Raw genomic sequence first — 13,493 nt, 5'->3', positions numbered from 1 at the left:
CCATCCCCCAGGCACACCCAATGAATCCAGGGTGACAACCGACGATTCCGGGAAAGTCTCCAGCAACTTGACCAGACGTTGAGGCCAACCGTCATCTGCACCAATTGCCCGAAGCATGTAAGCCATAACAGCCAGAGCATTGTAAAGTCCAAGAACCTCCTTGGATGAGGTTTGATCTCTGAGGTGATCCAGAAGCGGTACATCTCCCTTGGGCGGCCTTTTAGGGGACGTCACCAGTTTCCGGTTGAAGAGTCGCGCGTGATGAGCTGCCACATTCCTTACATAATTCAGGCTTGCGATCCAGCTCCCCATGATGCGCTTAGAGGGGACTCCGTACGCTGCGGCAATTTCTGATGCTATAGAGCTGTTCAGTCCGCCATACAGTCGGTTCAGATGACCCAACTCCATGATTTCCGTAGCAGCCCAGATCGGCAGCCGACCATCATATTTCTCGCGAAAGTGATACACGAACGCCTCGTCAGAAGCATTCTGACGTTCCAAAAGCCTAGCCACCCATAGCTCATGCTTGCTGAGGTATGGCTGCCCAGTTTCCGCATCTGTGGACGACTCAGTGAAAGCACTTACGAAACTTGAAGTCTCCAGATGGGCAAATGCAGATCGGTGTCCGAGCACATAACCGATCTGCATACGGAGGGAGATTTCGATTCGCTCAATGGCTTCCAGAACCAGCAGTCGTAATCGTCGGTCAAAGTCAATCAGCGCAGCAGCATCCTTGAGGGAAGTCCCCTGCCGAAAACCGCTCAAAACGCGAACACGTTCTCGACCGGTGTCGTCTAAATAGCGCTCGGACTTACGGAATGGATAAAGGTACCCCGTTAGACGGTAATAGCCGACTTCGTACAAGAGTTGGGCGCCCCGGCCTTCGCCGGGCTCAGTTATACCCCGTGAGACAAGGCGAGCCACCTGATCATCAACCGACAGCCACTTCTTCGTGTACTCAGCCAAAAGTCCCTCGCTTAAAGAAAATCAGCCCGAGCCGTTAGGCGAGCGGGCTGATCATGATGGGTCAACATTATCACGAGACGAAGCTCCCCGATTCATCCCGTCCACTGACAAAATTTCAACCGTTGTTCCTCGCCAAGCCCCGCGATAGGGTGACCGGACCGTCCACCCACATCATCGTCTGGAACAACTCTGGGAGACACCATGACACATGTGAGACGTCAACTGGCTGCTGTCACGGCAGCCTTGGCACTAACTGCGACGAGCGGCGCGATGGCCAGTCCAGCCTTCGCCGATCCCCGCGAAACCGAGAAAAACCCGACGGCCACGGGCTACGGCGGTGCGGTGAGCACCGTCGATCCCGAAGCTTCCGCAGCCGCCATCGAAGTACTGAGGAAGGGTGGAAATGCTGCCGACGCCGCTGTCGCCGCGGCAGCAACCCTTGGAGTTACCGAGCCCTACAGCGCAGGCATCGGTGGCGGCGGTTATTTCGTTTTCTATGATGCTAAGACCAAGCAAGTTGGAACCATTGACGGCCGCGAAACCGCTCCGGCGGGCATGCCTACCGACGCGTTCATCGACCCCGCTACCGGCAAACCCTACAGATTCACCCCGGAACTCGTCACCAGCGGCGTCTCCGTGGGCGTCCCAGGCACACCCGCAACATGGGAGCGGGCCCTGGAACGCTGGGGGACGTTGGATTTGGGTGAGGCACTGAAGCCAGCCATCAAGGTAGCCAACCGCGGCTTCGTGGTGGATGAAACCTTCCGGCAGCAAACCTTGGACAACGAGGCCCGGTTCGACACCTTCACGTCCACGCAGGATCTGTTCCTTCCCGGCGGTGACGCTCCCGCCGTCGGAAGTGTCTTCAAGAACCCCGAGCTTGCTGCCACGTATCGCCTGATCGCCAAGGAGGGCATTGACGCCTTCTACGGCGGTCCGCTCGCGGAGGAAATTGTCAACACGGTAAAGGCTCCGCCGAAGTCGGGCGACACTAGCCTGCCCGTTCCCGTCGGTTTCATGACCACACAGGACCTGGCCAACTACAAGGTGCTGGACCAGGACCCCACCAAGGTGGAGTACCGCGGCTACGAGGTCTATGGCATGGCTCCTTCCAGCAGCGGCGGCACCACCGTGGGTGAGGCGCTGAACATTCTGGAGAACTACGACCTCAAGGGAATGGAGCCCGTCAACGCCCTCCACCATTACCTTGAAGCGAGCTCCCTGGCGTTCGCGGATCGTGGCGCCTACGTTGGCGACCCGGCCTTCGTGAATGTCCCCACCGAGAAGCTGCTGGACGACGTCTTCGCTAAGGAACGCTCCTGCAATATCAATCCGACGGCGGCCGCCCCCGAGCCTTTCGCCCCGGGGAACGTGGAAGATTACGACGGCGCCTGCCCGGCTGCCGTTGCACCGCTCGCCGATGAAACGGATACAGAGAATATCTCCACGACGAACCTGACTGTCGCCGACAAGTGGGGCAACGTTGTGGAGTACACGCTCACGATTGAGCAGACCGGTGGTTCGGGAATCGTTGTGCCGGGCCGTGGCTTTCTGCTGAACAACGAGCTGACCGATTTCAGCACCGTCTACAGCGAGACTGATCCGAACCGGATTCAACCTGGTAAGCGTCCCCGGTCGTCGATGTCGCCGACCATCGTTTTGAAGGATGGCGATCCGTTCCTGGCTCTCGGCTCCCCTGGCGGTTCGACCATTATTACTACCGTGCTGCAAACAATTTTGAACCGCATTGACCTGGGAATGGACGTCTCCGAAGCCCTCGCAGCTCCGCGGACGTCACCCCGGAATGGCCTCACAGTCACCTCCGAGCCCGCCTTCATCGAGGCCTACGGTCCAGGTTTGAAATCGTTGGGGCATGATCTGGTTCCGGCTGGCGATGCCTTTACATCAGCGGCCGAAATCGGCGCGGCCACAGCCATCGAGTTCAACCCGGATGGATCGCTGACAGCTGCTGCCGAACCTGACCGCCGGGGTGGTGGATCAGCGATGGTGGTCAAACCAGCAAAACCGGGCAAGTAACTACGGGCTCGCTTGCCGCGGACAAACTATTTCGTGGCAAGCGGGTCACTGTTCGTTTTGGCCTGCTCTGCGTCCCTGAAGATATCGCCAGAACATAACGAGTGCTGCGACCACCATGATGACTCCCGAAACAGTTGACCACACTGATTCACCGCGGTTCGAGATGAAGATGGAGACAGCGTAGGCAGCGAGCGTGAGGGCCAGGAGGAGCCAGACCAACGGTTTGGTATTCACTATGTTTCCTTAATTTTTGATTGGAGTGTCAGGCCAGGTCTCGCCTGAGAAACACCCAGCTGGCTGCCGCTGATACCACTACAAGCCAGCAAAGGGCCCCGGCGAAAGATGCGAACGCGGGTATGTTGACAGCCACGTTCTCCGCCCAGTTGGCGGCGAGGGTTGGGAAGAGGAGCCGCCCGGTCTCCCCCAGAGACGGGGACAGGAGTTCCGGGAGTGCCAAGCTGAGAGGCACAACGAAGAGGCTCACCAAGTGGTTGCGGATAAGGGATCCCAGGGCGAAGCCCCATAACGACCCCATGCCGGAAGTCACACAGAAACCCAGAACGGTAGCAGGGTTGAGATGCCACGTACCGTCCGTAAATACTCCGAACAAGCCGAAGGCAGTCCCCACCAGTGCGCCGCTGATGAGGGCTGCCAAGGTGGTTGTTGCAGCCCGGCCGGTAAATGCAGGGCCCCGCTGAAACAGTAAAACCCTCCTGTTGAAGCTACCGGTGCGGTAGTCCGCGGTGAATGAGAATGCACCCACAATGGCGGCCCCGGTGAGCATGAGGGAGAGCCCGGTTTTACGCAGAACGTGGTCCAAGCCCGGCGTTGGTGCTTGGGATTCAAGGCTGGCAGCGACAATGAGCAACCCTAGAAGCCCCAACACCAACAAAGCCCCCAAAGCCGAGCCCTTCCAAAGCCATGGCCGCTGCAGATCAGAGCAGAAAGCAGGCACCAGGTTGAGCATCTAAAACTCCCGTCCCTTGACCGTCCGCACGGCCCCGGCACCCGCAGCAGTCAGCCACCCGCATGAGACCAGGAACGCCGGCACGGGCTCGAGTAACCCTTCCAAGGGCAGTGACGCGATTCCGGCCAAGGCGCCTGATGGAAGCCAGCGGGCAACCTCCGAGCTGCTCAGCAACAAGGGCAACTCAACGGCGAGTGGGATCAGCAACGTGAGGATCGTCGTCGCGTAGTAATGCCGGATGATCCAGCCGAGCGAACACCCCCAAATAGATCCCAGCGCCGAGGCCATCACCACGCCGGGCAGTTCCCGCCACGACTCTGCAGACAAAAGGGCTCCCCGCACTTCTGGCGGGAGCGACAACGCCACGCTTCCGCCCCACACCACTACTCCTGTGATGGCAGTGGCAAGGCCGATGACCAGCGCGGCCACATACTTGGCCCGCAGCACTTGCCGCGGTCCGGTCATTACGATGCTTCGCCGAAGCGTGCCGTAGTAGGACTCCCGGGTCACAAGATAACTCCCGGCAAACGTGGCCACTGGAGCAAGGCTTGCGGCCAGGGCCCAGAACACCTGGACATTCTGGGCGGCCGAAAGCCCCCCTGAATTGCCCGGCCATCCAAGGAAGTTGGCAACGAACCAAGGCACCAGGGCGCTGAACGCCAGAACACCCACCACGGAATACCCGCTGAAATACCTCAGTAGCTCCGATCGAAGTCCGGTGGGCAGCCAGGCCACACGGTCCTTGGTGGCCACAACATCCCTGGTCATCGGGCTCGATCCAGAATCTTGAAGTAGGCAGATTCCAGGCTTCCGCCACCCAGAGCTTTGGCCTCCTTCAGCGTTCCCCGGAAAAGCGTCCTTTGCTTGAGGATCACCACTTCGTCGGCAACCTGTTCCAGTTCCATCAGCTGATGGCTCGAGACCAACGCACTTCCGCCGGAAGCAGCGAAGTCCCTAAGGAATCGCCTCAACCACTGGATGCCCTCCGGGTCCAAGCCGTTGGCAGGCTCGTCCAGCACCAGTAGCTGGGGTCTGCCTATCAGCGCGGATGCGATCCCCAGCCGCTGCCGCATCCCCAGCGAGTAGTCGCGGACCTTCTTCTTGCCCTCTGCAGCAAGGTCAACCTGCTCAAGAATCTGATCCACGTCCTGACGCTCAGCACCGGCAGCAAGCTGGCAGATCTGAAGGTGCCGGAGTCCTGTCAGCCCGGGTTCTATGTCCATTCCGTCCAAATTCACTCCTACTTTGGTGGCGGGCCTCCGCAGCGATCGGTAGTCGGTTCCAAAGACTGTTGCCCGTCCAGAGGTGGGTTCCACCAGACCGGTCAAGCCTGCGAGCGCTGTGCTCTTGCCTGCGCCGTTGGGGCCGATGAGGCCCACTACCCGGCCGGCCTGAACATCGAAGGTCAGCTCCTGGACCGCGAACCGCCCGCCCCTCTTCTTACTGAACTGCTCAAAGCTGGCAGTGACTGTCATGAGTGCCCTTTCATGGAATCCTCAGTCTTGGAGTGGTCACTGGCATCCGCGTTTCGGCCGGGCCACAGCATCGAATGGGTCACGGAATCCCACAGCCACTCCCCTAGGCTCATGTGGCGTTGGCTGGTCACTTCGGCCCGTCCGGATACGGGAAGACGTTCCGCGGCAGCAAGCTTGGACTCCCCGGTGAGGTGGCTTGGGTAGGCAAGCACGGGCAGGCTGTTGCCTTCCAAAGCGATGGGAACGATCGTGTCCAGCGGTGCCAAGGATCCCGACGGCGGTTGGTCACCGATCGTGGCACTACCCAGCTTTTCGTGGAAGATCATTCCCTGCGACTGAAGTACAACTTCATCTCCCGGCCGGATCGTCCTGCCTGCGGCATCGGGAGGCATCACGACCTGCAGCGCGCCCTCGGAATACATGTAACCGGCCACCGTCACCGCTTTCACGGGAATGAAAGCCGCAAGCAGAGTGATAGCCAGCGTTCCCAGGAGCGCGGCGAGCACCCGCCGCCACAGCGGACTTCCGTTCGCCGCAGCGGTACTGAAGAACCGGACGATAGACCTTCCCGCCATCGTCAGCAGCAGGCACAGGACCGCCGCGACAACTATGTGCCCTGCAATCCCCAGTTGGAGGAAGACCGGGACAAGCCGCTGGTACCCAATCACCATGAACCCGATACCCGAGACGAAACTCGCGAGCCCGAACCAGGCCAGCCAACCGTAGCTTCGGTATTTGGGCAGCGAACCCAGCACGTGTGAACTCACAAAATCCCCCGTGACGCTCAAGGACTTGTTCCGCAGATGCGGAACGTCCACGGCTGACATCAAAGCGACATAGCCATCCAATTTGATGAACGGAAACAAGTTCAGAATGGCCACCGCGTAGCAAATGACTCCGTAGAGGAGAACTGCATCCTGCAGCCATGACACCGGGAGGAAGCCGCGGACCGACAGGGCGAAGCTTCCGAGACCGAGGTGAACCAGTGGACCTGCGAGCGCCACGAATACCCGCTGCTTCCGTGACCCCAGCCTCCATCCATCGGTTACATCGCAAAAGAAGGCCGGCGACAGGTAGAACAGCATGATTCCGATACGTCTGGGAGTGCCGCCGCAACAAGTGAGCGCCAGCCCGTGCCCGAATTCATGGAGCAGCGTGGAAGCGAACATGGCCACCGCTACAAACAGATAGGCCTCCAATGGAAGTGGCGTTGATAAGACGCGGCCGATGCTGGGTCCAGCAATGAAGACACCTGCCACGCCGCCGAGCAGGAGCAGCACAGCAGCCGCCACCGCCTTCGGTCCGGACACGGTCGTCATCAGCGGGCGGATGGACTGCAGCAGGGGTGCTGGGTTGAACAAGGTGAATTGAACAGTCAGGGGTGGTCTGAACTGGATCCTTCCATTCCCGCTCGGCTGCTTACCGGCGTCGAAAATTCCTGTCTTGGCCAGCTGCCGGACAATTCCCATGACGTCGGCGGCAGTCCAGGGAATCCCAAGGTACTGGGCCACCTGTGCAGGGTTCCGGACCCCATCCAGCGCGTTCAGGACGGCGGCCACATCGGCGGAAACACGCGCTTTGGGGACACTGGCCATGGCAACGATCCAAGGCGCACCAGCTTGCAGAGGAGCATCGATGGATGCCGAGGACACCAGCTTTACGGGCCATTCCACTCCGGGCGCGGCTTCAGAAGAGTCCCTTCTAAAAGCCCTCATATCAACGGATGGGGTGTCGTGGACGAACCACCCGGCATCCGGGCCAGCCCCTTGGTTTCGTCCATGGTCAAGGGAATGGCGCCTGGGCAAACCGCTTTGCCCGTAACCCATCCAAGCTCCTGAATGGCTGGAGGCAGCCTATGGGTGAGGCTGACCCAATAAGAAGGGATGCCCCCACGGCCCAGCCATTCCACCAGTGCGTCTGCATCGGCTGCAGCTTTTGCCGCTGGAAATTCTGAAGCCCTGAAGGACAGAGCCCACTCGGACAGTTCGGCAATGGCCTCTGGGCGAGTCCAATAACCGGCCCGTGATTCGTCATCAGTAACCTCTAGCACCGGCATGACGGAAGGCGTGCGGGCAAGGAAGAGCTCGCGAATTTGCAGGCCCTCTTGAAGCGCTCCCCTCAGTGCTGCCATGGGATCCGAGGCAGCTTTGATACCCACGGCCCCAAACTGCCGTTGGTGGGCACCGCCGTCGTCAGGTTTACCGATGATGATGCAAACAGCTGTGTGCAGCGGCCCTTCGTCGGACGGGATAAAGGCCAGGGTGGGCCAGATGCCGCGGGCATGGGCGGCGTAGAGGAGACCCAAGAGGCGCTGGGTTTCCTGGGTCCCGCGCAATGGATCCGGAATCCCGCCATCATGGAATAGGTGCAGCGCCGTACGCGTCCGCCAGGCAGCAAGAAACGCGTCACGCTCAATCACTTCGGCTACACCGGAAGCCTTGGCGAAAGCCTCGGATGGTCCCGATGCGGCACCGTTTGGTGAGGGATCAAAGAAGGCGTCCCAAGGGTTCAGAATGCCTCCGCCGTAATCCACTACAGGTGCCGGTACGCAGGCTTCCTTCCCTGTCAGCAGGTCCGTTGCCGCGTACCAGGGCAGCTCATAGGCGAGCGCCGAGGCCATTCCCAAGCCTGGCGTCACGTAGTCAATCCGTTGACTGGCGGTGTCTGCACCTTGGAGGTGTGGCATCAAAAGGTAATCACAGTCAACGTCCGCCGGGACCAGCGCAAAACGTTCAACGGCTTCTCCGGCCCCTCGCGTAATGGAGGCCCGTCTGTTGACGTCAAAGGCACCCACGGCGGACGCAAACCCGCTTACGCCTGTGCCGGCATTGGCCAGCAGCCCCACCGTCCGCCAGAGGCCCACCTCATTCGGCAGGTATATGGATGCCTCGGATACCAGCCCCAGGGCAGGGTCAAGGGTGCGTGCAGCGTCGATGCTCATTTGCTGCACACCCATAGCTCGATGTCGTTCAGTCCTGGAGTACGGGTGGCAATCCGTACTGGGCGACGTTCCACAATAGTGAGGCCCTCAGCAAGGATTTCTTCCTCGATAAGACTGTTGCTGACAAAGGCGATACGGCTGGAATAGGCGGAGGATCTATACGTGCCGCCTTCGTTGAAGCCCACCTGGATCATGGTCACGTGCCGTGCACCATTGGCAATGTCCCGGCTTTCGACCGTGATCAGGAAGGAGTCTTCCCCCAACGGCGAAACTGTTGAGCCGCCGTCGTGATGTTCCGACCCCGCCGTACCGTCGGCATTCAGGACTGTCAGCAGGAACCGGCCGTCAGGTGCCAATGAATCCCCCACCCTGCGGAACAGTTCCCGCCGTCCGCGCGGGTCAAGGAGGGTGATGGAACTCGCGCCGAGCACCACGCAACCAAACTCGCCTCCTACCTCGAAGCTGGACATGTCCGCCTCCACCAACTCAACCGGCACACTGCGGGGGTTGAACGTGCGGTCTTCTGCCTTGCCCTTCAGCATCGCCAACATTTCCACCGAGGAATCGACGGCGGTCAGCGGACGCCCGAGGGCAAGGAGTGCGCGGGTGATCCGGCCGGAACCGGCGGCCAATTCCAGGATTGGCCCAGCGGTCTTGCGCGCCGCGGCGAGGATCTCGGGGAGTTCAGTGAGGTCGTTGGCCGTGATTTGGTCGTATAGACGGGATCCTGACGCACTGTACATATCCTCCGGCGGATCCAGGTGGCCCAAGATGCGAAGGATGGCATCAGCGGTCTTGTCAGGTTCGTTGTTCATCAGCGTGTGCTCTCCGGGAGTTTGGTGGAGGTCCGGGGTACACGCGGGCGGTGGCAAAATCATGTGCACCACCCGCGTGCAACGGCTATGTGGCGGCGATTCCGACGACGATGCCGGCGATGATGATGACGTCACCAACGCGGATGTACCACGGCGTATCATCCGGGGTGTCGAGGTTCTCCAGCTCTTCGATGGATAGCTGAAGGTTCGAGTTTGCGATCATTGGCTCCTCCTTTCCTGGCTTGTGCGTATGGACCCGGCGTAGCTGTCTTACGTGATGCTGACGGCGATGATGCCTATGGCAACGCCTTGGGTAACGCCGATAAACCAGTTGTTGAAGTCCGGCGTATCCAATGACTCGATCTCCTGGATGGAGATGTTGAGCTGGTTCTGCATATGTGTTCACCTCCCTTCCTTGCGAATTCCTTGATGCACGGGGCTGGATCAGGTAATCGCGACGGCGATGCCTACCAACGCCAGTCCTGCGGAGATTCCCTTGATTCGTTCGTCCCAGTCGTCCGGGACATCCATTGGCTCCAGTTCCTGGACGGTGAGGTCCAGGCTCTTAAGTGCTGCGCTGCTGATCATGTGTGTTCACCTCCCTTCCCTTACCGCTGTTCGTTCGCCCGTTGGGCTTGGCAAGAGGTGCTGTCCGCCAGCTGCCGCGTTGAGGACATGCTGAATCTGAAAAGCATCGATTCCCCGCAGCATGGGAAGCGCCCTGCCCCAGTTGCGAATGGTTGCATCAGTGGTTCGCAGCAGCGTTTCCTCGCTGATGTGCTTGAGCCCGGTAATGCCCCAGTTCCACATCAGTTCCTTGATGCCCTGCACGGGGTCCAGATCCACAGAGGGTTCAGCAGCGGCCACTATGGACCAGAGCCGTTGAAGGCGTCCTGCGTCGCCCCAAGCGCTGGCGCCCTTGCCGACTTCTTCCCAGACGGGACCGATCACCGAGGCCGTGGCAGTCATCTTCCTGGCGCCAGTGACGTATGCGAGCTCGCTGGCGAGGTACCAGTGCTTCGCTCCGTAGGGGTCGCGCCCTATCAGCGCCCATCCAGTGTGTGTCTCCATGCTGAGGTGCCCTGCGGCCAGGCGCAGCATGCGCGAATCCTCGCGTGTCAGCCTCTGCCCTAACCGGACTATCCGCTGGATGAGAACGTAGCCGTCGTCGTCGAAGATGCTCTCTTTGCTGCCAATCATGGTTCCCGCCACCCTCAGGAGGGCTTCGAGCAGACCCTCAAAGACCAGGTGCTTGGGCAGGGTGGCGAGGTGTCCGGCGTCGAGCACTGCCACGTCGCCTGCCAGATGCCGCGAGACAATCAGGCGGCGGCCGACGGCGGTGTCCAGGCAAGCTACAGCGCTGACTTCCGCGCCGGTCCCCACGGTGGACGGCATCAGAATGGTTTTCGGACGGTCCTTGGGGTTTGTGATGGGAGGCAGGACGAGCAGGCCGGAACGCTTGGCGTGACGTTCGGCGAAGATGGTCAGGCCGGGGTCTGCGGTGAAGAGTGCGGCGAGTTTCACGGCATCCAAAACGGAGCCTCCGCCGAGCCCTGCAACGGTCTGAAGTCCGTTCTCGCGAATGAAGCTGCCCACCTCCCGCAAAGTTCCCACCGTGACGGGAGCCGCGTTCAGTTCAAGGACCGGCACGCCTTTGAGGTCGCCCGCCATCAGCGCATCCCGGTGCTCTGGCAGCTCTTTGTCCACCACCAAACCCGTTCTTCCGCGGGTGAGTCCGCCGACGAACTTGGGCGCCTCTCCGGCGTCGACGATGACACAACGAGTCCTCCATAGGTGATCGGCGATCATTCGAAGACTCCGTCGCTTTGGGCCCCAGCAAGGCCTGCCTTTATTGCCGTTTGGAGTTCAGCGAAGTTCTCCTCGGTGTAAATAAGAGCTGGCAGGAGTTGGATTCGGCCCGGACCGGGCTGGACGATGGCACCCGCTTCGTGGATGCTCCTCACCACTGCCAAGACACCTTCGGAGGAGAGCGGCATACCGTTCCTGCTGTGGAGTTTGACTCCCCTCATGCAGCCGCGACCTGTTGAGTCACCTACGCCGCGGGTGCCTTGAAGTTCTTCTATGAGCTTGTTGAGGCCAGCGGCCACGTGTTTGCTCAGGGTGTTGTGATCAAGCCTTGTCATTTCGGCGATGGTGCCAAGGATGGCGGCGCATGTTGGCGGTGTGCCGGCCTGGGTCTCACCGTGGACAAACACGGACTCGCTTGTGTCAAAGAGTTGGGTCACGCGCTGGGCTATCAGAAGGGCGGCGCATGCGCTGGTTCCGTTGGTCAGTCCTTTGGAAGTCACGATGACATCCGGCTGTTGTTGCCACTCGTCCGACGCAAACCAGCCGCCGACGCGTCCGAAACCCGTGGCAACCTCGTCTGCGACCAGGAGGAATCCGTGGTCTTGGCGGTGCTGTTGCAGGGCGGCTATGAATTCGTCCGGCACTGCCTCTGCGCCCGAACCCAGAACCGGTTCCACGATCACCGATGCGATCCTGTGGCCTTCCCGCTGCATCAGCTGAGCCAGCTCCTGGCCTTTATCTTGGAACGCGATGTGGCGAATATTGCGCCGGTCCACGCCATACACGGATTGGCCGAGTTCATCTCCACTGAGTGCTTGGCTCCCATAAGTGAGTCCGTGATAGCTGCCCTTCAGCCCGATGATGAGCTTCCGTTCGGGTTGACCGTCAAGCACAAAGAACTGACGTGCCAACTTCATGACGGCGTCGTTCGCCGCTCCTCCCGAGGTGGAAAAGACGACGCGCTGGAAGTTGTGGGCGGGTAGTGAGAGAAGGGCTCGTGAAGCCTCGATGGCTTTGCTGTGAGCCGTCCGGAAGAGTGGAAGGTAGGAAGCCGAGCGGAGTTCTCCCGTGATCGCCGCTTCTATGTGTGGGTTTCCGTAGCCCAAGTTGGTGTTCCAGAGGCCGCTCTTGGCACAGATCCGTTGCTGCCCGTCTTCAAACGAGACGTGGACGCCGTGGGCGCTGACTGCCGTGTGGCTCCTGTCCGGAAAGTCGTGCTGAGTGGTGAGGGGAACCCAGAGCGGGCGCTGCAAACCGGGAGCTGTACTTACTACGGACGTCATCAGCGCGCCCCAATGACGTCGATGCCCAGCTGCTCGAAATGTGTGAAGACCGCTTGCACAGCGTCGCCGGCTACTGCTGGTGACACGTTGATGGCAGCTGCTACAACGCTGGCAGCCTTGGTGAGCTGCCCCATGTTGGATAGTGCTTCCACAATGACGGCGGCATCAGCTCCGATGGTGAAGAGCCTGCCCGTTGAGGTGTCCAAAAGCGTGTGCTGGCTTCCCTTTACCAGGATGAACGGAGCACCTGCAGATGGTGGACCATCGTTGAGGGCGGAGCCGTACAGGCTGACTCCGAAGCCGACCACGCGAGTTCCGGCACGTTCTTCACGGGGAATGAACTTCCATGCGTCCAGCGCCGCCAAGTAGCGGGGAATCCACGGTGAGGCGGCAAGTAGGTCGCGAATGTGTATTGACGGTGAGGCCGAGGCGACAGCAGACTCCGGACGCAGGGCAACGGACCTCACGCGTAGGTCTGCCAGTCCGTCACCCACCTTGCCGATCATGGTTCCGTAAGGTCCATTGAGGACGGTTCCATCCCAAGCGATGTGGAGCCTTGTAAGGAGGCGATCCTCTTTGTTTTGCCCTGTCAGCAACGCGCGCTCAGCCAACACGGCATTGGCTTCAGTGAGTTGTTGGATGAAGTGCCCCGAGGTCCAGGCTTCCCGGGCATCGTCAAAGAATGCTTGCCAGTCCTCTTCGGTAGTGATCCGGACAATGGTCACACCCACAAGGTTCACGAACGGAATGGCCACGTAATCCTGGATCTCCAAGCTCAGAGACCCGTCGACCAAGAGTTCCTCCCCGGCGGCGTCACACGATCCCGAAACCCTTACAGTGCCTTCAACATCCTTGTCGCCGTTGAGGACCAGGATGGTGGAGCCTTGGCTCGCCAGCGTCTTCGCGTAGTCGGTATGTTCGGGGTTCTCCACGAAGATCACGTGGCCCGGGATTCGCCCCGGAATGCCGGTGATCCACTGATCCATTGCGGCGGCGGTGCTCTGTTCCTGGCTCAGCTTCAATTCCAAACCCCACAAGTTGTCCATGTTTCCCGTGAGCGGCCGGCGGTTGGCCGGGGCTCGTTCTGAGAAGGACACTATGGGCGTGCTGGGAGGCCACAGGCTGGAAAGGAGGAACTAGGTGGTGGGTGGGCCGAAAATAGGTGTGATTTGGGTGCCCCTAGGTGGTGGCCAGGGGTTG

The 13,493-nt window shown here is 60.4% G+C and carries 15 protein-coding genes; 1 reads left to right on the top strand and 14 read right to left on the bottom strand.

The annotated features are described in order from the left end of the window. Nucleotides 1-966, bottom strand: a 966-nt coding sequence (locus AC6CH8_RS20225; RefSeq protein ID WP_498192064.1) for an Abi family protein, incomplete at its 3' end; no start/stop codon positions are given. A gap of 201 nt (nt 967-1,167) precedes the next feature. On the opposite strand from AC6CH8_RS20225, the gene ggt reads away from it, so the two are divergent. Next, nucleotides 1,168-3,003, top strand: coding sequence for a gamma-glutamyltransferase (ggt, locus tag AC6CH8_RS20220; protein WP_498192063.1), 1,836 nt, complete (start codon nt 1,168-1,170; stop codon nt 3,001-3,003). A gap of 45 nt (nt 3,004-3,048) precedes the next feature. Here the strand turns inward: ggt and AC6CH8_RS20215 are convergent, their stop codons facing one another. The 13 genes from AC6CH8_RS20215 to mpaB form a co-directional block, all read right to left on the bottom strand. Further along, nucleotides 3,049-3,237, bottom strand: a complete 189-nt coding sequence (locus tag AC6CH8_RS20215) for a hypothetical protein (protein ID WP_091470216.1) — start codon at nt 3,235-3,237, stop codon at nt 3,049-3,051. Between the two features lie 28 nt (nt 3,238-3,265). Further along, nucleotides 3,266-3,970, bottom strand: coding sequence for a hypothetical protein (locus AC6CH8_RS20210; protein WP_498192061.1), 705 nt, complete (start codon nt 3,968-3,970; stop codon nt 3,266-3,268). Beyond that, on the bottom strand, nt 3,971-4,738 hold the full coding sequence (locus AC6CH8_RS20205) for a hypothetical protein (protein ID WP_498192060.1): 768 nt from the start codon (nt 4,736-4,738) through the stop codon (nt 3,971-3,973). Beyond that, complete coding sequence (locus AC6CH8_RS20200) at nt 4,735-5,445, bottom strand: ABC transporter ATP-binding protein (protein WP_498192059.1); 711 nt, start codon at nt 5,443-5,445, stop codon at nt 4,735-4,737. Before AC6CH8_RS20200 ends, AC6CH8_RS20205 begins: the two co-directional genes overlap by 4 nt. Beyond that, nucleotides 5,442-7,118, bottom strand: a complete 1,677-nt coding sequence (gene mpaP, locus AC6CH8_RS20195; RefSeq protein WP_498192058.1) for a daptide biosynthesis intramembrane metalloprotease — start codon at nt 7,116-7,118, stop codon at nt 5,442-5,444. Before mpaP ends, AC6CH8_RS20200 begins: the two co-directional genes overlap by 4 nt. Nucleotides 7,119-7,156: 38 nt before the next feature. Then, on the bottom strand, nt 7,157-8,386 hold the full coding sequence (locus tag AC6CH8_RS20190; RefSeq protein WP_498192057.1) for a YcaO-like family protein: 1,230 nt from the start codon (nt 8,384-8,386) through the stop codon (nt 7,157-7,159). Then, nucleotides 8,383-9,201 carry a daptide-type RiPP biosynthesis methyltransferase gene (gene mpaM / locus AC6CH8_RS20185; RefSeq protein WP_498192056.1) on the bottom strand — a complete coding sequence of 273 codons (819 nt, stop codon included), beginning with the start codon at nt 9,199-9,201 and terminating at the stop codon, nt 8,383-8,385. Before mpaM ends, AC6CH8_RS20190 begins: the two co-directional genes overlap by 4 nt. Before the next feature lie 85 nt (nt 9,202-9,286). Then, nucleotides 9,287-9,424 carry a daptide-type RiPP gene (locus tag AC6CH8_RS20180; RefSeq protein ID WP_166660325.1) on the bottom strand — a complete coding sequence of 46 codons (138 nt, stop codon included), beginning with the start codon at nt 9,422-9,424 and terminating at the stop codon, nt 9,287-9,289. A gap of 47 nt (nt 9,425-9,471) precedes the next feature. Then, nucleotides 9,472-9,597 (bottom strand): daptide-type RiPP, encoded by a 126-nt coding sequence (locus tag AC6CH8_RS20175; protein ID WP_256870618.1) that lies wholly within the window; start codon nt 9,595-9,597, stop codon nt 9,472-9,474. 48 nt (nt 9,598-9,645) lie between these two features. After that, nucleotides 9,646-9,789, bottom strand: a complete 144-nt coding sequence (locus AC6CH8_RS20170; protein WP_498192053.1) for a daptide-type RiPP — start codon at nt 9,787-9,789, stop codon at nt 9,646-9,648. Nucleotides 9,790-9,795: 6 nt separating this feature from the next. After that, nucleotides 9,796-11,010 carry a daptide-type RiPP biosynthesis dehydogenase gene (mpaC, locus tag AC6CH8_RS20165; protein ID WP_498192052.1) on the bottom strand — a complete coding sequence of 405 codons (1,215 nt, stop codon included), beginning with the start codon at nt 11,008-11,010 and terminating at the stop codon, nt 9,796-9,798. After that, nucleotides 11,007-12,293 carry a daptide-type RiPP biosynthesis aminotransferase gene (mpaD, locus tag AC6CH8_RS20160; RefSeq protein WP_498192050.1) on the bottom strand — a complete coding sequence of 429 codons (1,287 nt, stop codon included), beginning with the start codon at nt 12,291-12,293 and terminating at the stop codon, nt 11,007-11,009. The genes mpaC and mpaD overlap by 4 nt, the downstream gene beginning before the upstream one ends. Continuing rightward, complete coding sequence (gene mpaB, locus AC6CH8_RS20155) at nt 12,293-13,339, bottom strand: daptide biosynthesis RiPP recognition protein (RefSeq protein ID WP_498192049.1); 1,047 nt, start codon at nt 13,337-13,339, stop codon at nt 12,293-12,295. Before mpaB ends, mpaD begins: the two co-directional genes overlap by 1 nt. Between the last annotated feature and the right edge of the window lie 154 nt (nt 13,340-13,493).

It is taken from the genome of Paenarthrobacter sp. GQ52 (assembly GCF_059759005.1).
The sequence above is the reverse complement of the archived record's forward strand: the minus strand, read 5'-3'. Positions and strand labels throughout refer to the sequence as shown.